The 18,222-nt window shown below is 67.1% G+C and carries 15 protein-coding genes and 5 pseudogenes; 5 read left to right on the plus strand and 15 right to left on the minus strand.

The window, feature by feature from the left end:
* Positions 1 to 40 precede the first annotated feature (40 nt).
* The 12 genes and pseudogenes from AC1DWT_RS41930 to AC1DWT_RS41985 all read right to left on the minus strand — a co-directional run bounded on the left by AC1DWT_RS41930 (position 41) and on the right by AC1DWT_RS41985 (position 10,291).
* Positions 41 to 349 (minus strand): hypothetical protein, encoded by a 309-nt coding sequence (locus AC1DWT_RS41930; protein ID WP_206015799.1) that lies wholly within the window; start codon positions 347 to 349, stop codon positions 41 to 43.
* A gap of 35 nt (positions 350 to 384) precedes the next feature.
* A pseudogene (locus AC1DWT_RS41935) lies at positions 385 to 795 on the minus strand (transposase domain-containing protein).
* 335 nt (positions 796 to 1,130) lie between these two features.
* Positions 1,131 to 1,355 (minus strand): hypothetical protein, encoded by a 225-nt coding sequence (locus AC1DWT_RS41940; RefSeq protein WP_206015796.1) that lies wholly within the window; start codon positions 1,353 to 1,355, stop codon positions 1,131 to 1,133.
* Positions 1,352 to 2,545 (minus strand): acyl-CoA dehydrogenase family protein, encoded by a 1,194-nt coding sequence (locus AC1DWT_RS41945; protein ID WP_206015795.1) that lies wholly within the window; start codon positions 2,543 to 2,545, stop codon positions 1,352 to 1,354. The genes AC1DWT_RS41940 and AC1DWT_RS41945 overlap by 4 nt, the downstream gene beginning before the upstream one ends.
* Positions 2,542 to 3,075 carry a flavin reductase family protein gene (locus AC1DWT_RS41950; RefSeq protein WP_206015794.1) on the minus strand — a complete coding sequence of 178 codons (534 nt, stop codon included), beginning with the start codon at positions 3,073 to 3,075 and terminating at the stop codon, positions 2,542 to 2,544. The genes AC1DWT_RS41945 and AC1DWT_RS41950 overlap by 4 nt, the downstream gene beginning before the upstream one ends.
* A 2-nt stretch (positions 3,076 to 3,077) precedes the next feature.
* Positions 3,078 to 4,424, minus strand: coding sequence for an FAD-binding oxidoreductase (locus AC1DWT_RS41955; protein WP_477925224.1), 1,347 nt, complete (start codon positions 4,422 to 4,424; stop codon positions 3,078 to 3,080).
* Positions 4,421 to 4,744 carry an avidin-fold protein gene (locus tag AC1DWT_RS41960; protein WP_206015792.1) on the minus strand — a complete coding sequence of 108 codons (324 nt, stop codon included), beginning with the start codon at positions 4,742 to 4,744 and terminating at the stop codon, positions 4,421 to 4,423. Before AC1DWT_RS41960 ends, AC1DWT_RS41955 begins: the two co-directional genes overlap by 4 nt.
* Positions 4,741 to 6,039 carry an ATP-grasp domain-containing protein gene (locus AC1DWT_RS41965; RefSeq protein ID WP_206015791.1) on the minus strand — a complete coding sequence of 433 codons (1,299 nt, stop codon included), beginning with the start codon at positions 6,037 to 6,039 and terminating at the stop codon, positions 4,741 to 4,743. Before AC1DWT_RS41965 ends, AC1DWT_RS41960 begins: the two co-directional genes overlap by 4 nt.
* A complete protein-coding gene (locus AC1DWT_RS41970) occupies positions 6,036 to 7,106 on the minus strand; it encodes an NAD(P)/FAD-dependent oxidoreductase (RefSeq protein ID WP_206015790.1) in 1,071 nt (356 codons plus the stop codon). The genes AC1DWT_RS41965 and AC1DWT_RS41970 overlap by 4 nt, the downstream gene beginning before the upstream one ends.
* Before the next feature lies 1 nt (position 7,107).
* Positions 7,108 to 8,625 carry a class I tRNA ligase family protein gene (locus tag AC1DWT_RS41975; RefSeq protein ID WP_206015789.1) on the minus strand — a complete coding sequence of 506 codons (1,518 nt, stop codon included), beginning with the start codon at positions 8,623 to 8,625 and terminating at the stop codon, positions 7,108 to 7,110.
* 5 nt (positions 8,626 to 8,630) lie between these two features.
* A complete protein-coding gene (locus tag AC1DWT_RS41980) occupies positions 8,631 to 8,972 on the minus strand; it encodes a cupin domain-containing protein (protein WP_477925227.1) in 342 nt (113 codons plus the stop codon).
* A 38-nt stretch (positions 8,973 to 9,010) separates the two neighbouring features.
* Positions 9,011 to 10,291 (minus strand): lysine N(6)-hydroxylase/L-ornithine N(5)-oxygenase family protein, encoded by a 1,281-nt coding sequence (locus AC1DWT_RS41985; RefSeq protein WP_387496472.1) that lies wholly within the window; start codon positions 10,289 to 10,291, stop codon positions 9,011 to 9,013.
* A 344-nt stretch (positions 10,292 to 10,635) separates the two neighbouring features.
* Between AC1DWT_RS41985 and AC1DWT_RS41990 the strand changes: the two genes are divergently transcribed.
* Both AC1DWT_RS41990 and AC1DWT_RS41995 read left to right on the plus strand, forming a co-directional pair.
* The gene (locus AC1DWT_RS41990) at positions 10,636 to 11,850 is read left to right on the plus strand and encodes an MFS transporter (protein WP_206015786.1); all 1,215 of its coding nucleotides are present in this window, start codon (positions 10,636 to 10,638) and stop codon (positions 11,848 to 11,850) included.
* An 11-nt stretch (positions 11,851 to 11,861) separates the two neighbouring features.
* Positions 11,862 to 13,433 carry a peptide ABC transporter substrate-binding protein gene (locus tag AC1DWT_RS41995; protein WP_206015785.1) on the plus strand — a complete coding sequence of 524 codons (1,572 nt, stop codon included), beginning with the start codon at positions 11,862 to 11,864 and terminating at the stop codon, positions 13,431 to 13,433.
* Positions 13,434 to 13,550: 117 nt separating this feature from the next.
* Here AC1DWT_RS41995 and AC1DWT_RS42000 read toward each other — a convergent pair.
* Together AC1DWT_RS42000 and AC1DWT_RS42005 are read right to left on the minus strand one after the other, a co-directional pair.
* Positions 13,551 to 13,808 (minus strand): annotated as a pseudogene (locus tag AC1DWT_RS42000) (IS6 family transposase); the annotation flags it as partial.
* A gap of 82 nt (positions 13,809 to 13,890) precedes the next feature.
* Positions 13,891 to 14,647 (minus strand): annotated as a pseudogene (locus AC1DWT_RS42005) (IS6 family transposase).
* A 140-nt stretch (positions 14,648 to 14,787) separates the two neighbouring features.
* Here AC1DWT_RS42005 and AC1DWT_RS42010 point away from each other — a divergent pair.
* Positions 14,788 to 15,818: pseudogene (locus AC1DWT_RS42010) on the plus strand (IS110 family RNA-guided transposase).
* A gap of 422 nt (positions 15,819 to 16,240) precedes the next feature.
* Here the strand turns inward: AC1DWT_RS42010 and AC1DWT_RS42015 are convergent.
* Positions 16,241 to 17,490: pseudogene (locus AC1DWT_RS42015) on the minus strand (IS110 family RNA-guided transposase).
* Between the two features lie 393 nt (positions 17,491 to 17,883).
* Here AC1DWT_RS42015 and AC1DWT_RS42020 point away from each other — a divergent pair.
* Positions 17,884 to 18,036 (plus strand): hypothetical protein, encoded by a 153-nt coding sequence (locus AC1DWT_RS42020; protein ID WP_206015783.1) that lies wholly within the window; start codon positions 17,884 to 17,886, stop codon positions 18,034 to 18,036.
* Positions 18,033 to 18,222: hypothetical protein (locus AC1DWT_RS42025; RefSeq protein WP_477925230.1), on the plus strand; the 190-nt coding region annotated here is incomplete at its 3' end. The genes AC1DWT_RS42020 and AC1DWT_RS42025, both read left to right, overlap by 4 nt.

The following is an 18,222-nucleotide window of genomic DNA, read 5'->3' on the forward strand; positions in this document are numbered from 1 at the left end:
ATGATGGTGATGATGCCGCTGATGTTCGTCTCGAGTGCGTTCACGCCGATCGAGTGGAGGGCTGCACTCGCCAGAGCAGGTCGGCTCCTGTGTCGGCGGCTTCGTGCCAGAACTCGCGCCCGAAGAACCCGCGGTCGGCAACGACCAGCATGCCCGGCTCGAAACTCGGCAGCAGGGGCCGGGCGAGTTCCCGCTCGTCGACCAGCACTCCACCGATGGGCGCGTCGACGACGGCGTGGGTGCCGCATTCACCGAGACCGACCACTTTGACCTTCGGGTACGGGGCGTCGAGCCCGTGGCTGTTGCCACGACCGCATGCGCTTTCCGTTCGCGGTGGTGCCGGGGACATCGAGTTGCACCCCGTCGATCGCCATCACCCGCAGCTCACCGAGCCACCCGCCGGTCGGGGCCGGGACCGACCAGTGGCAGGGCCACCCGCAGGTAGAGTTCGCGCAGCGGCCGCTCACCGAGCCGGGCGCGGGCCTGACACAACGCCGAGGAACTCGGGACCTGCCAGTCCTCGTCCCAGGACCGCAGAAACCGCAGTCTCTGCACCAACTTGCGCATCACCTCTTCGTAGGCGTCGTCGAAGAAACAATGTCATCGCCGACACGAAATAGACCACGACTCGGGCGGGGAGCAGCGTCGTCGGCGCTCGACGGCCCCGGTTTCCGTCAAGACTTCGTCGACGAGATCGCGGTGGACAATTCGGGTGAGCACGCCGAGACCGATACGATCGGTCAACCGGTCGTCGCCACCGCGTTCCTCACCTGAATCGTCGTCCGCCACAGGCATATAGGGTACGTGGATTACGTTGCTGCGCAATATCTCTAGAAGGCAATCTGAGGGCTGGAATTCCCGCCACCCATCACATCACCCTCGCTGGATCAACCCGCTCGGCACACTCCGGACATGAACCGCATCAACATCTTCCGCAGGCGCAACGACGTGACCAGCGGCGATGCCAAGGTAACGGCATTGCCACTCGATCCAGGGCGGTTCGCACCGCCGCCATCGACGAACTCTGCCAGCTGCTCAACGACACCCACACCGTCTACCCCGGCACCACCCTCACCCTGCGCTACGGCACCAAACCCCACCGGTGACCCTGCAACAATTCCTGCGCTATGTCAGGAGTCCTGGGGATTCGAGCGGTTGCCGCGGACGCTCCGCAGCATCGATCGGGCCCAGGCTACTGGTCGCCAGGTGCGGGTCAATCCCGTTGTCTCCTTCGCTATCTCGCGCGCGATGAGCGCGTCGAGCGTGTGTGGGACGTCGGCTCGCATCTGAACCGGCGGACGCCCGATCAGTTGAGCGGCGATGTACTGCTCGATGGCAATCCAGTCGGCGGTCACGAGGTAAGTCCCAGGCTCAGCTTGAAGCTCGGCGTGCCACCGATGAGATAGGCACCGGCCGACTGCAGGATCCGGTCTTGCGCCACGACGTGCTGGCACATGGTGGTGGTGTCCCGCAACCAACGATCCAGCGGCGACGGGCGGTAGATCGATGCGGTCTGGCGCAGGTCGTAGAGCCGAGTGACGATCGACCGGGCGGTCCGGAACGCATGCAGCCGCGAGAGCGGCAGTGCCGCGCGCTCGTGCGCGGTCAGGTCGTCGAGGGTGGCACCGGCGGACAGTACCTCCCACTGGCGCCGCATACTGCCGTACACCCCGTGCCGGGCGGCGTTGAGGTCCGCCTCGCATTCGGCCAGGGTCACCTGCAGGCGATAGTCGTCGGCTCGGGCGGCACTGCCGTCGAGCACGTGGTCCAGCGCCGCGCGGGCCACCCCGAGCGGCACCCCCGGCATGTTGCGCATGTGCACTTCGGGCTGGGCGAGCGGGCTCGGCCGACCGGGGACGGTGCCGAACTCGAGCGTGTGCTCCTCGGGAACGAACACGTCGGTGATCGTGTAGTCGCAACTGCCGCTGCCCGCCAGGCCCGTCGTGTGCCAGGTGTCGATGACCTCCACCTGCGAGCGGGGGACGATCATCAGACGTGAGTCGTGCGGGTCGCCCTCGGGGCTCGGCTCCGGGCGACCGTCACGGTAGATGAAGGCCCCGGACACCACCCAGTCCGAATGGGTTATCCCGCTGCCGAACTGCCAGCGTCCGGACAACCGGTACCCGCCGGGTACGCGCTCTGCCCGGCCGGTCGGGAACAGCAGTCCCGCGGTCGTCATGTCCAGAGTGGGAAACATCTTCCGTGCGACCGGCTCGGCGAGAAAGGACGCGTAGAGCCCGGAGTCGGAGCCGATCATCGCGCACCAGCCGGCGGAGGCGTCGCCGTAGGCGATCGCCTCGATGACCTCGGTTTGCTCGATCGAGGTCAGTTCGGGACCGCCGAAGTCGCGGGAGAATCCCATCCGGAACACTCCGGTGTTCCGTAGCATCTCGACGACGTCTGGGGGCAGCCGCCGGGCGCGCTCGATGTCGTCGGATCGCTCGCGCAGCCGGGGGGCGATGTCCCTGGCGCGGGCCAGGATCTCGCCGGCCGAGTGCACGTCTCGATCCTCGAGTTCGTTGATGGTGTCGTCGACGATGGTCATGTGAGATCTCCTTGTCGGGAATTCGGGTTGTCGAGAACGTGGAAGGCGCCGTGGAGGAAGACGAGGCGGGTGCCGTCCGGCCGGGTGCCGGCGGCGACCACCTCGCCGACGACCATGGTGTGGTCGCCGATGTCGTGGGCGGCCTGCAGGACACACTCCAGCCAGGCCGGTGCGTCGAGCACCAGGGCCCCGGTGTGCTCGCCGGCGGTGGCGCCCAATGCGCTCAGCGATGTGGTGCGGCTATCGCGCTCCTGTGCGAAACGCCGTGCCAGATAGCTGGCTCCGCCGTCGAGGATCGAGGCGGCCCACACCTTCGATTCGAGCAGGTCCGCGAGGAACCGGGACTCCCGGCCGAAGCACAGCGATACCAGCGGCGGGTTCAGCGACACGGAGGTCAGCGAGTTGACCGTGACTGCATCGTGTCGGCGTCCGCCGTCGGTGTCGGCGAAGGTGGTCGCGATGGCGATCCCGGTCGCGAAACCGCGCATCGTGCCGCGCAGGTCGCGTTCGGTGGCGCGTTGCCTCGACATGATCACACCGCCTGGCCGAAGTCGAACAGCCGGTCCGGGTCGTAGCGCCGCTTGATCTGCGCGAGCCGTGGATGGTTTGCGCCGTAGTACCCGGATCGCCAGTCCCGTAACGCCGGATCGGTGAAGTTCACATATGCTGCGTCGCCGGCGAATTCGCCCATCTCGGTGTGCAGGTCGTCGAGCCATTCGAGGTTGGCCGAAACGGTGTGCGGCGAGTCACCGGTGCTCCAGGAGGTGTCCATGGAGACCAGGAACAGCAGGTCTCGATGTGCGAATGCCGTGTCGGCGACCGGAACCCGGTTGATCTTGCCGCCCCAGGTGAAGAGAGCGACACCCGCACCGTCGGGGTTGGTGCTGCCGGGCCAGCGTTCGAGCGCCGCGAGGAAGCGTTCGACCCCGGCCTCCGGCAGGGGCTTCGGCGTGCCTCGGGTCCGCACCGCGAAGGGATCACCGGATGTCTCGTGGTGCAGGATCTCCTTGGCTTCCCAGTAGGAGCGGTCGGCGAGGTCGCAGCGCTCGGGCGTCGCGACGGTGAGCACCGGAGCCAACATCTCGCGCAACTCGTCGGCAGAGCCGAGATGCTGGCCGACCACGGACACGACGCCCTCGGACCCGGCGATCCGCGTCACGCCGATCCGTGCCGCGAACTCGTCCGGCGCGTCGTGCATGATCTCCTGCATCCGAACCACGACCTCTCTCGCGTCGTCCCATCGCCACCGGAGCAGGCAGGTCRCACTCGGGCGAGGAAGGCGTGCCTGGAATGTGAACGACGTATTCACGCCGAAGTTGCCGCCTCCCCCGCCGCGGCAGGCCCAGAACAGGTCGGCGTTCTCGCTCGCGTTGCACGTCAGGACGCGGCCGTCGGCCAGGACGATGTCGGTCTCCACCAGCGCGTCGCAGGTGAGGCCGAAGGCTCGCGAGACCGCCGAGACCCCGCCGCCGAGAACCAGACCGCCGATGCCGACTTCGTTGGAGTTGCCGAGCGGCACCGCGAGGTCGTAGCGCTCGAGTTCGGCGTACAGCTTGCCCATCCGGGTGCCGCCGCCGACCGTGACCAGCCCGCTCGATTCGTCGATCCGCACCTCGTCGAGTCCACGGAGGTCGAGCACCAGACCGGTGTTCACCGAGTTGCCGGCGTAGCTGTGCCCGCCGCCGCGGGCCACCAGCGGTACCTGCTCCTGACGCGACCAGTCGATCGCGCGCGCGATATCGGTGACCGTATCGGCCGACAGCACGGCGGCCGGCCGTACGCCGGCGTAGCGCTTGTTGAACGCGGCACTGGTCGACTCGAATTCGCGATCGCCGGGATATCGGACCACACCGCCGACGAGACTCTGCAGCCCCTTCACCGGATCTCCTCCAGATACGATATGCCGGTCGTGGCGCTCGCGCCGTAACGCTCCCACTCCTCGCGGAGCCGGATCCGTCCGCTCGCGTCTGGTTCGGGAGTGGACAGTGTGTAGCCGACCACGACCTCACCGCTGACGAGCACCATGGTGTAGGCCAGCCCCAGGATGCCCTCGCTGTCGCAGGTGCCGTTGACCGTGCCACGCCGCACATTCCCGCCGGAGAAGTCGGCCCACACCAGGTTGCCCTGCTGGTGGTACTGCGCGATCACACCGTCGTCGTCGGCGGGGTTGCAAAAGCGCCGTCCGTCGTAGTCGATCATTCGTCGACGTCCAGCAGTCCGGCCGGCAGCCCGAAGGTCGCGCCGGGAGCCGGTGGGCCGAGCGGGTCGCCGTCGACGCGGACGGCTGCGGCTGCGGCATCGAGCAATGTGTCGCATGTGGCGGCGTCGTCGGCCTGGCACACGACGAACGAATGGCGGGCGAGGTATCCGCCGGGCGGCAGGCGCAGTTCCGCGCGGGGCTCGACCATCGCGGCCGCGGTCACCAGCCCCGGCGCCTCGTGTGGTACCGCGACCGAGCGAACGGTGAGGTCACGCTCGGGGTAGCCGAACCGGATTCCGGCGACATCACTGCGCGTTGGTGTGACAACGGGTCGGCGGCCGAGGGCGACGTCGACGAGAACCTCACCCGGGTCGATGCCGGTCGCGATCTTGCCGAGGAACGGGATCAGGTCGCCGCCGAGGCGGCCGTTGATCTCGATGATCAGTGGTCCGCGCTGGGTGAGCCGCACCTCCGTGTGGGTGATGCCGTTCTCGATCCCGATCGCCAGGTGCGCCTTCGCGAGCGTTGCCATGAGGTCCTGGTCGTGCAGCAGCGGATCGGTGGCGTCCACGATGTGCCCGACCTCCTCGAAGTACGGCTCCATGCCGGTTCGTTTGCGCGCCAGATACATCGGAAGATATTCACCCTTGTGCACGGCGGCGTCGATGCTGATCTCGGGGCCGACGGCGAACTCCTCGACGATCGCGGTGCCGCGGAACGGTGCGTCGCCGATCTGGCTGGCGCCCGAGGCGATCCCGAATGCGGCATCGAGTTCGCCTCGGTCCGAGGCGAGGATGACGCCCATGCTGGCGCCGAGCGCCTGCGGCTTCACGACGACCGGGTAGCCGATCCGCTCGGCCGCCGTCCGCGCCTGCTCGACGGAGGTCGTGAGCTCGAATCCGGGCTGCACGAGGCCGGCCGCGGTGAGCACCGAGCGGGTGCGGTTCTTGTCCCGGCAGCCCCGCACGCCCGCGGCGCTCAGACCGGGCACGCCGAGCTCGTCGGCGATGTCGGCCGCCGGCTGGACCAGCGGCTCGTCCCAACACACGACGCCGACGACGCGCCGTTGCGCGGCGACCGCGCGCGCCGCGTCGGCGAGGACCGCGTGGTCGAAGACGTCGACGACGGTGATCTCGTCGAAGTACTCGTGCTGCCAGGTCGGCGTCAGGTTGTTGATCAGCACGAGGTCGAGCCCCGCTTCCCGGGCGCGCGCCGCAACCGACCGGACGAGATACTCGCGGTAGCGTCGCAATCCGCTGCCAATGGCGAGGATGGCATCGTTCTTGGTGTTCATCGGTGTTCCTTCTCGAGGGGTGGTCCGGCAGCGAGGTCCGCGCTCGCAACCTCGGCAATTCGGTCGGCGATCAACGGCGCGGTCCGGAAGCCGTCGCCGCCGGTAGCGGCCCGCGCCCACACCGCCGGACCGATCCGGTCGAGCGCGCCGCCGCCGGTGCGCGCGTCGACCGTGTAGTGGCAGTGTTTGACCGCCGCGATGGTGTACCGGTGCTGGTCGGTCAGGATGGGCTCGGCCAGAAGTCGAGCAGCCCACCACGAGTCGTCGGAGATGTCCACCTCCCGCACCTCCCGGCACACGGTGTCGGAGCTGATCTTCAGCAGCGTCCCCGCGCCCGGCGGAAGCAGCCACGCCTGCCCGCCGGCACCGATGCGTCCCGCGCTGGGAGCCCGCTCCCACCAGGACCGCGTGTCGGCGGGCGGGCGCAGGTACATCATCGTTTGGCGGTGCAGCGCGATCGGCCGGTCCACCAGGGTCGACGACCACGCCCCGGTGGCGATCAGGACGAGATCGCCGCCGAGAATCTCGCCGCCGGCCAACGTGAGTCGCGCCCGGTCGATGTCGACGCCCACGACTTCGCGCCCAGACCGCAGCGTCACGGCGGGGTGCGCGCGCAGCCATTCGGTGGCCGCGCGCAACACCCGGTCCGCCAGCAGGACGCCCGCCTCCGGTTCCCGCATCACGACATGCCCGTCCGGGACGACGATGTGCGGCACAGAGTTCGGATCGTGGAAGCGCACCGCGACGTTCGCGCGGTGCGCGGTGTCGAGCACCGCGTCGACCCGATCCTCGGGCCATGAGGTGACCACACCGACCCGGCGGTAGAGGCGCGCGCCCAGCAGCCTTTCCAACTCCCGCCAGCGACGCCGTGCGCGCACCCCGTCGCGGGTGCGCAGGGCGTCTGCGGGGTGCAACGCACGAAGCACCCTGTGCTGATCGAACGAGCCGGACGCCGGGTTCGGTATGGCGCCCCGGTCCACCACGATCACGCGGTGGCCGCCGCGGGCGCACTCGACGGCGGCGAGCAGCCCGGTCACACCGGCACCGGCAATGACGATGCGCGACACGTCACCCTCCCGCGGGCCGCAGCCGGGGCAAAAGCCTCGGCGTGATCTCGGTACGGTCGGCGACCGCGTGAATTTCCCTCTCCACCAACGCCTCCGAAGCCAGATCGATCAGAATCGGGGCCGCACACCGCAGCACGACGTCGACCTCGTGACAGAAGTCGCCGGGCGAGTATGCGGTCAACCGTTGCAGCCGGTCGAGCTGCTGAGTCAGCGTCTCCGCAACCCGGCTCACGCTGAACCGGGGCAACTCGTACGCCGCGGTGAAGCGCTCGACGATGCACGCGGCAGCTGCCCGGGCATGTTCCGAGACGCTGAGCGGTCCGTGTCCCACCCACGCCTCGACCCTCGCCGCCACCGCGTTCCACGGTTCCACCAGTCGTGCCCGCGTGACCGTGTCGAGTGCACCGCGGTCGAAGTTGGTTCGCTGATGCTCCGGGCTCGTCGAGGCGAGATAGAACCGGATGAGGTCGCGCGGTGCGGACCTCGCCAGATCCCGGCCCCAGACCGCGTGCCCGCGGCTCGTGGAGAACTTCTGGTAGTCGAGTTCGTAGAACTCGTTGGTGAGAAACTTCTTCGGCAACACGTACCGGTCCGAGAGGGCCAGCAGCATCGCGAGGCCGGAGATCGCGAACGGGAAGATGTTGTCGAATCCGAGGAAGTACACCACTTCGGATGCCGCTTCCGGCCGCCACAGCGCGTCCTCGGACGCCACCTCGATCCCGCGGTTCTCGGCGGCGAGCATCGAGCAGTACATCGCCCACGCCACCGGTTCCGCATTCGGGTTGATCACCTGGGCCGCCACCGCGCCTTGCGGTGCGGAGATGCCCCAGGAGACCGGGTAGGTGACCGGGAAGTTCGGCAGCGGCCGTGACAGCATCTCCTCGATCGCCTGTGCCATGTGCGGGCGCATCACCGTGCCGAGGCCGGCGAAGTGTTCGCGCAACCGGGCGCGGTATTGCTCCATCGGCAACACCAGCACCCACGCGTCCCGCAGCTCCAGCGGATCGTCCGAGGACAGCGTCGAACGCGGATCGACGAGTTCACCGGCTGCGATCGGATGACCGCAGCTCTCGCAGAGCCCCGCGCATCCGTCGGCGAGGCAGACCGGACATCCGCCGCGAACATGACCGTCCACCAGGTACTGTCGTGTGCGTGGCGAGAAGGGTAGCTTCACCGATTCCAGCCGCAGCGCACCAGCCTTCCAGAGGTCTCCGACGATCCGCGTGACGAACGAGGTGAAGCGCTCCTCGTCGCGGGTGAACGCGTCGACCGCGATGCCGAGCGAGGCGAGGGTCGACTGGATCTCCTTGGCCGACCGGTCGGCCAGCTCCCGCGGTGTCGTACCCAGCCGCGCGGCGGTGGTGACCACGTAGGTCGGCGTGTCCTGTACGCCCGTACCGAACAGCACCTCACGCCCGGCGGCGCGGGCATATCGCGTGTAGACGTCGGCGGCCAGAAACGGTCCGGCGATGTGGCCGAGATGCAGATCGCCGTTGGCCGTCGGCGCCGGCGAGATCACGATGGTCAGCGCGTTAATTTCGGGGCCTCCTCATGGTGTCGTGCCACGAATCTCGCCGACATGTCGACGTCCCACCAGATGCCGTAGTACTCGAAGTCGTCGGCTTCGTCGTTCACGACGTTGTGCATGCTTCCCGGCGGAAGATGCGCGATGTCGCCGGCAACGAACTCGCGCCGTGCGCCGTCCACCACCAGCGCCGCGCGACCGCTCATCGCGATGAAGATCTCGTTTTCGTGGTGTGCGTGCGGATCCGACGCCTCGCCGGGCCGCAGCACGCACCACGCGCCTTCGAACGGTGCATTCAGCGCCGGCCAAGGCAGCAGCCGCTCGGAATCCAGGCCGTACACCCTCGTCAAGTTCGCTCGGTCCAGTCTGCGGATGTCCATCACGCCGACCTCGCCTCGTCGGCTGCGCGACGATCGAGCAGGTCGTCGACGATGTCCTGGCTACGGTGTGCGAGCACGCTGATCAGCGAGTCGGAGATGCCGTGCGTCTGCTCGTTCACGCCCTGCAGATACACTGCGCCCCCGGCAGAGTCGCCGTGATCGACGCGGTATCGGCGGCTCACCACGATGTCGTCGAGACCGATCCGCTCGGCGAGGTCGCGCACGATCGCGGGCATCTGCGGTTCGTATCCGGTGCCGAGCAGCACGATGTCGCAGCGCAGCGGTGAGACCTTGCCGGTCTTGCGGTCGCGTAGATCGAGCACAACCTCGTCGCCGTCCATCCTGGCCGCGACCACCTCGGTCATCGACAGGACGCTCGTTCGGTTGTCGCCCAGCATCTTCTGYTGGTAGAGCCGCGAATAGATCTCGTCGAGGAACGGCGGTGCGAGGCCGGCGTAGTTGGTGAGGTTCATCTCCTGGAGGATCTGGCCGCGCACATCGTCGCCCGTGCCGTAGAACTCGTCCACGAACGACGGGAAGAACAGTTCATTGACGAACTTGCTCGTCTGATAGTTCTGTAGCCCGATCGAGCGCAGCACCAGCGTCGGCGTGCTGTTCGGCAGGTGGTCGTGCACCGCCATGAACATTTCGGCGGCACTCTGCGCGCCGCCGATGACGACAGGTCGCAACGCTCGGTCGGCAGGCACGTGCGCAATCCGGTTGCAGTACTGGGTGCTGTGAATCACCCGATCCTCGGGCAGGTCGCGGAAGACTTCGGGCACGTGCGGATCCCGGCCGACGCCGATCACGAGGTCACGGCAGTGCATGCGGCTGCCGCTGGTGAGCGTTACGGTCCAGCCGACGATTTCGCCGCTGCCCGCGCGTCGTGGCTCGACCTTCTCGGTGCGGGCGTTGTAGCGCACCCGGACATGCTCGAGGGAGTGGGCGACCCACTGCTGGTAGTCGGACAGCTCCCAGCGGTACGGATTGAACGTGGACAGGTTGACGAACTCGTCCAACCGCCCGCGCTCGTGCAGGAAACTCAGGAACGAGAACCGGCTGCACGGGTTACGCAGGGTGACCAGGTCTTTCAGGAAGGACACCTGGCTGCGCGCCCAAGGCAGGAGCATGTTCCGCTGCCATTTCACGTCGGGATGCTGCTCGAGCAGGACGGTGTTGTGCGCAAGGTCGGGGGAACCGGATTCCTCGACGGCGATCGCGAGCGCAAGGTTCGCCGGGCCGGCCCCGATGGCCAGTACGTCAACGTATTGATCTATCACAATTTCCACCCGGAATGTCGATGGGCTCGACTCGATGGAGTACGAGTCGACTTCTTGAAGCCGAGGCTTTCCGGCATTCGGCCAGCCGGTTCGGCGATCTTCGCCGCGGACGTCTGATGTCGTCCTGCTCAAACTGTCCGCATCGGCCGGCTCCGAGTCAGCACCCCCTAGGGTGCAGGGATCGCACCCCGGAGGGTCGTCCTCGAACCCCCTCGGGGGTGGCGCGCAGCTCTCGCCGGCCCTACGGTTTCTCCACCGGGTCAACGTGTGTCGCGCTGGCCCCGTTCGACTCGAATCCGACTGCCGCGYATTCGGCGGTCCCTACATCTGATGAGGATTCATCCATGACCGCAACGAAGACCGCGACGCGGACGGGCGTCCTCGACGCCGTTCACGCCACACCGCCGCCGGTCAGATATCTGCTCGGCGGCGTCTTAGTGAATCAGGTCGGCGCCTTTGTGCAGACATTCCTGCTGCTCTACCTGATGCATCGGGACTTCTCGATCGGCGCGGCCGGAATAGCGCTGACTACCTACAGTGCGGGCTCGGTGCTGGGCACCCTGCTCGGCGGTGAACTGACCCACCGGATCGGTCCGCGCGCGACGATCGTGGCAGCGATGACGACGTCTGGGCTGATCCTCGGCGCGGTTCCGCTGCTGAGCCGCTCCGACCTGTATCTCGCCTTGCTGATGGCAATCGCGCTCGCGGGTCTGGCGACCCAGTGCTACCGGCCGGCGGCGGCGGTATTGCTCTCCGACCTGATGCCGGACGAGCACCGGGTGATGGCGTTCTCAATGATGCGGACCGCGTTGAACATCGGCGCCGCCCTGGGGCCGCTGATCGCTGCCGGCCTGATCCTGGTGGACTGGAACCTGCTGTTCTGGTTCGACGCCCTCACCGCGCTGGTCTACGCGGCGGTGGCGCGCATCCTGCTGCCGAGCGTGCGCGCCGCCCGAGAGACCGAGGAGCCGGCGCCGGATCGGCGCTCCGCATACGCGATTCTGCTGCGGGACTGGCGGTACCTGCTGTTCCTCGCGTCGTGCCTGATCGGCACGGTCATCTATGTGCAGTACACCGTCGCATTGCCGCTGCAGATCACCGCAGCCGGTCATCCGACGGCGCTCTACAGTGCCGTGCTGATGACCGCCTCGCTCGTGCTGATCGCCTGCGAACTGAAGATCACCTCGCACGTCACGAAGCTACGGCCCAACACAGTCGGCGCGGTCGGCACCGCGGTGATGGGCCTCGGCGTCGCCGCCTACGGTCTGGCGACCCACTCGAGCGCAGCGATCCTGGCATGCACGGTCGTGTTCGTGTTCGGCGTGATGATCAACGGCCCCACCATGTTTGCCCACCCCGCGAAGTCCCCAGCGGCAGTGAAGGCCCGTTACATCGGCGCCCACCAGGCGACGTTCGGGCTCGGGATGGCGCTCGGGCCGGCGCTCGGCGTGCTGGCCTGGGAGACGATGTCGACCGGCATGTGGGCCCTGTGCGGCGTGCTCGGCATCGCCGCGGCCTGGTGCGCCCTCGTCGGAATGCGCGAGGAGTCGCCGTCGTGATGCCCTCCCGAATGGTCACTGCCATTGTCGGCCTCGTCGTGCTACTCCTCGCCGTCGGTTGCACAGGTTCCGGAATCGATGAGAACCAGACCACGATCAGTTACAACGGCACCGAACCGGAGAACGCGCTAATTCCCGGCGACACCACCGAAAGCGGGGGAATCAAGGTCATCGGCGCGCTTTTTCGTGGTCTCGTCGAGTACGACGCACGCACCGCCGAACCGCGCAACGCGGTCGCCGAATCGATCGAGACCACCGACTCCCGCGTGTACACGATCACCCTGAAATCCGGCTGGACGTTCCACGACGGCACACCGGTCACGGCGAGCAGTTTCGTCGACGCGTGGAACTACACGGCATACGCACCCAACAACCAGCACGGCGCCGGCTACCTCTCGCACATACAGGGTTACGCCCAGCTCCAGTCGCCGCAGCCGTCCACGACGACGATGTCGGGCCTGCGCGTCGTCGACGACCGCACCTTCGTCGTCACCCTGACCGAACCGTTCTCGGCGTTCCGAACTCAGCTCGGGTTCGCGGCGTTCTTCCCGTTGCCGACGAGCTTCTTCGCCGACAAGGCGGCGTTCGAGACGCATCCCGTCGGCAATGGGCCGTTCCGGTTCGTCTCGCGCGATCGCGGACACAACATCGTCGTCGAACGGTACGAGCAGTTCGCCGGTGCGCAGAAACCGCACGTCGTGCGCGTCGAGTTTCGCTTCTACCCGACGCTGGAGAATGCCTACGCCGACGTCGTGGCGAACAAGCTCGACTTCATCGAGATCACTCCAGCTTCCGCCCTCGCGGAAGGCAGGTACCGCACGGAGCTCCCGGACCGGCACCTGTCCCAGACCTATCTGGGTGTGCAATCGATATCATTCCCGCTCTACGACGAGCGCTACGCGAATCCGCAACTACGGCAAGCACTGTCGATGGCAATCGACCGCCAGTTCGTCATCGACACGGTGTTCGACGGCGACAAGGTCGTTGCCGACGGCGTGGTCCCCCCGAGCGTGCCGGGACGCGCCGACGGCCAGTGCGGACAGCTGTGCACATATCAGCCGGCGCGGGCCCGGCAGTTGTTCGACGCGACCGGCTTCGAAGGACCCATCGAGCTGACGGCGAACAACGACACCGCCAACCAGGACTGGGTCGAGGCGACCTGTGCCACGATCACACGGGCGCTCGGCCGGGAATGCCGGTTCGTCCCGGTGCCGACGCTCGGTGAGTTCCGCAAGGCGATCAATGACCATCGGATGACCGCGATCTACCGCTCCGGCTGGGTCGCCGACTACCCGTCGATCGAGAACTTCCTCAACCCGATCTACCGCACCCGCGCGGCGGTGAACGGCGGACAGTACTCGAACCCGGCGGTCGATGCACTGCTTGCCCGCGCAGACGCGGCACCGACCGAACAAGAGGGGTGGGCGCTCTATCAAGAGGCCGAGCGACAGATACTGCTGCAGGACATGCCCGCGATTCCGCTCTGGTTCCAGACCGTGCAGTCAGGTTGGTCCACGCGGCTGCACAACGTGGTCGTGACACCGTTTCGGGAACTCGACTTGTTCAGCGTCACTGTGTCGTAATCCGCTGACCGATCCAGTGCTACCGCCGGCTGCCCAACGGTGAACCCAAGGGCGTTGTCAAGTTGTTTGGAGTGCCACTGTTTTCGGGGGCAGTCGAGTGTCGGTAGACGTCGTCGATCAGGTTGCTGGGGTCTGTGCGGTGACCTGATTCCACACCTGGAATCGGGTACGCATCTCGGTGCGGTAGTCGGCGGCGGTCATGCGGTGGCGGCGTAGCCGAAAGTGCGGGGGGATCCGGCTGAGCACCGCCAGAAATCTTTGGGCTGTACCGACGGGGCGGAAGCCCTTCATCGCGCGTTCACGCTGGCGGGTGGGTGGGCGGGTGTTCTCCGCCCGGTTGTTCAGATATTTCGATTGCCGGTGCTCGACCGTGGCACTGTCAAGTTAGCTGAAAGGAACAGCGGCGCAATTGGTTTAGAGCGCGTGGCGATGTAACACCGTTGGGGTTGTTCACGTTTCAGGAGGCAACCCCGGTCGCGGTGACTTCCCGCCAGACCGCGAATCGGTCGGCCATCTCGGTGCGCCACTCGGGCGCGGTCAGTCGGTGCCGGCGGGGCCGGAAATGTGGTGAAATGCCCGAGAAAGCCGAGAGGAAGCGTTGCGCGTGCCCGGTTGAGTCGAACTGTTTCATCGCCCGCTCCCGCTGTCGGGTCGGCCGATGGGATCACCGGCGGTGCGCGGCTGAGCGGCGATTTCGGGACGAGTCCTGGCGCATCGACGCACTCGTCGGCCCGGTTGTTCAAGTACTTGGATCGGCGATGCTCGACCGAGGCCAGCGACTCGCGGTGGGCCACGCTGTAGCTGGTCAGCTTGTCGGTAACGATCACCCGCGGCACATATTGCAAGCCCTTGAGCAGCTTACGGAAGAATCGTTTGGCGGCGTTGCCGTTTCGGTGCGACTGGAGCAGCACATCGAGCACGTTGCCGTGCTGGTCGACCGCGCGCCACAGGTCGTGCCGGGTGCCGTTGATGCGGATGAAGACCTCGTCGAGGTGCCACTTGTCACCGGGCCGCACCCCCCGTCGGCGCAGCTGGTTCGCGTACGCCTGCCCGAACTTGGCACACCACCGCCGGATCGTCTCGTAGCTGACCACGACACCGCGTTCGAGCATCATCTCCTCGACTTCACGGAAGCTGAGCGGGAACCGGAAGTACAACCACACGCAGTGGTTGATGATCTCCACCGGGTAGCGGTGGCCCTTGTACGACGGCATTGCTGTGGTCACGCCACTGATCCTCCCAGCTCGCCAAACTCGCCAACGTGATGCGATGTAGGAGCGGGGGCCTCCCGCTCCTCGTGGTTCCCGGCGAATGCTGGGGGTGTCAAGGTTTCATCACGACGGAGGAGGCCCCTATGAACGAGTATGACGGAAATCAGGTCGTCGGGATCGATCTGCACCGGCAGCGATCGGTGATCGTCCGCCAGACGGCGGAGGGTGAGCAACTGTCGGCGGTGCGGATCGTCAACGACCCGGTGGCGTTGGGTTGCAGATCGAAAAGGCCGGCCCGAATCCGGAGGTGGTGCTCGAGGCGACGTACGGCTGGTACTGGGCGGTCGATGCCTTGCAGGCCGCCGGCGTGATCGTGCATCTCGCACATCCTTTGGGTGTCAAGGGTTTCCGGTATCGGCGGGTGAAGAACGATGTACGTGACGCGGGGGATCTGGCGGATCTGTTGCGGATGCACCGGTTGCCCGAGGCGTGGATCGCCCCGCCCGCCACACGCGAGTTGCGTGAGCTGGTGCGCTACAGGGCGAAGCTGGTCGCGTTGCGCTCCGGGCTCAAGGCGCAGGTGCACTCCGTGCTCGCCAAGGCGGGAGTCCTGATCCCGGTGTCGGACCTGTTCGGTGTCACCGGTCGCCAGAAGCTGGCGCGGGTGCCGCTCGCCGACGCGTACGCGCGGCGGGTGATCTCGTTGCTCGAGCTGATCGACGTCCTCGACGCCCACGAGGCACGGTTCACCACCCGGATCGCCGCCGAACTGCGTGGCGAGCGCGGTTACACGGCGATCCAGGCGTTGCCCGGTGTCGGTCCGACTCTGGCCGCAGTGTTCGTCGCCGAGATCGGGGATGTGCACCGGTTCGCCGACGCCGCGCACCTGTGCTCCTGGGCCGGGCTGACCCCCAAACACCGCGAATCGGACACCGTGGTGCGCCGCGGCCATATCACCAAGCAGGGCTCGAAGCTGGTGCGCTGGGCGGCGGTCGAGGCCATCCAGCGACACCAGGCCGGCACGAAGATCTCGGTCGACCGCACACCCATCGAGGCCCGTCGCGGCAGGAACATCGCCAAGGTCGCCGCGGCCCGCAAACTGCTCACCCACGTCTACTACGGACTGCGCGACGGAGAGATCCGCGCCGTGGCCCACCAGAAGGCGGTGGCGTGAGCACCCCGGGCGCAACACGCGCGCGGTCGCTGCACTGTCTGACCCCTGCCTCGGCGGCGTGGTCGCCAACGTGATTGACCCCGCGTGTTGCTTCGCCGTAACGCTCCATGCCCGCCCTACCCCGGCCGGGCGAAGGGATGACCGCAGCCGAGGAAGCTCGGCCCTGCCCAACCCCCACACCACACTGGAGACGTTGCACCACAACCACATAGCGAAATCGAATCCGCGTCGTTGGTCCTCGATCGATTCTCGGGCTCACTCCAGGGCCGGGCCACCGTCAAGACCATTCGTCCTCGCTGACGCTGCGGGCGCTGTGTCTTGACCCCCGGCCCTCACCCAGCGCTGCCCGCATGGAGCCGAAATCCGTACAAATGCCCCCTTGACAAGGCCCCACTCCTACAGACATCCCAGGGCCTCGGATGTCAAGCAGCGGGCTTGTCGACGTGATGTGACCATGCGGTCGTCTCGTCGTAGTGGGTGCGGGTCTTGAGGCACCCGTGCAGGATGCCGACGAGCCGGTTGGCGAGCTGGCGCAGCGCGGGGTTGTGGTCGAGCCCGCGGGCGCGTTGTCGGTCGTAGTAGGCGCGCGCCCCGGGCGAGGTCTGCAGTGCCGATTGTGCCTGCCGTATGAGGGCGTCGACGAGCCGGTCGCCCAAGCCCGTATCTGGCGGCGACGAGCTTCCGTTTGCCCGAGGCGCGGGTGATCGGGCTGGTGCCGGCATAGTTCTTGCGGTTCTTTGCGGTGGCGTAGCGGGTGGGGTCGTCACCGAACTCGGCGAGCACCCGGGCACCTAGGACCGTGGCCAGGCCGGGCTGGGCTGGGCTGGGCTGGGCTGGGCTGGGACCGCACGATCTCAGCGTCCGGGTGACGACGAAAATGGGCATCGACCTGCGCTTCGAGTGCGGTGATCTGCTCGTTGAGGGTGCCCAGCACCGCCACCGCGGCGCGCGTGGTGGCCGCATACGCGGTGGTGACCACCCCCGGCCGGCCGAGCTGTTCGGTGCGCAGCGCTGCCCGGATGCGAGTGGTCTTGGTGTCGATGTCGCGGCGACGGGCTCGGCGCAGGGCGGCCGAGATCTGGGCCCGGCTCAACCGGGCCGCCGCGGTCGGGCCGGGGGCCTTGCCGAGCAGTTCGAGGGTATCGGCGGCGTCGAGGTCGTCGAAAGCCTCCAGCGCGGCCGGGAAGTACTCACGCAACGCGTGTCGCAGCCGCTGCGTCTGACGGGTGCGTTCCCAGATCAGCGTCTTGTGCGCGCGGGCAACGACTTTCACCGACTCGGCGTCGGGGCTGTCGCCGGCCATCGCGCGGAGCTGGTGGGCGTCGGTGCGGACCATGTCGGCCAGCGAGTGTGCGTCGGCGGCGTCGCTCTTGGCACCGGACACCGCATGGCGTTGCCGATACCGGGCCGCCTGCAACGGGTTGACCGGATACACGACGTAGCCGGCCGCATTCAGCGCCGCCACCCACGGACCACGGTCGGTCTCGATCCCGACCCGCACCTCGGCGTCGTCGCCGGCGTCGTCGCCAAGCTGTGCGGCGATCAGCGCGTGCAGCCGTGCGATTCCGGAACTCCCCTCCGGTAGTATGGATTTCGCCAGTGTGCGCCCCGACGAATCCATCAATTCCACATCGTGATGATCCTCGGCCCAATCGTCACCCACCAGCAGCAGCATTTACTATCTCTCTTCCCCGTCCGTCATCGACAGATACCTCGGCAGCCTGGCGGAAGAAGTTTCGGCGACCTAATAGAATAGTGCTCTGCGGCACGACATCCCAGCAGCGATCATCTTCTTCCGAACCGAACCGGCGAGGGCACGATCTGTAGGCAGGACTTCCACCCCCGTCCAAGGGATGAACAGTGCTCTCTCGCTGGCCGGCTACCGGACACCAGTCTGGCGCATCGACCGCTGACCCGTAGCTCTTATTAGGGATGACAGGGTCTACCGGTCGAGATCCACCATCGGACAAGTCCCGCTAGCATCGGACAATCGCCCTGGTCAACGGGGTGATTGTCGTGACGGGGCGATGCCGGGGATGTTCGGGGTCGAAAGAAGATTGCGCATATGAAGGAAGCCACCGACGATACGAAGTCCACCAACAGTGGCGGGAACCGCCACCCCGAGTGCCAGTTATGGGATCTGATCCTGGGTTCGGCCTCCTTGATGGCCGCCGCAGTGATCATCGCCGTCACTCTCACCACCGGTGGATACCTGTGAACTGCGGCAACGGCGCCTACCGCTGCGACGGTGGGTGGCACGGCCACACGATCGGCGGCACCGACTACATCGAGCACCTCGGACACAGAGCACACGACCTGATCGGCGGGCCAGATCACCGATCCATCTCCGGTCAATCTTCGCCGCATCTCAACACGTACTGTGGTGCCGTGCACGATCAACTGC

Source organism: Rhodococcus sp. P4_B6 (assembly GCF_056402215.1).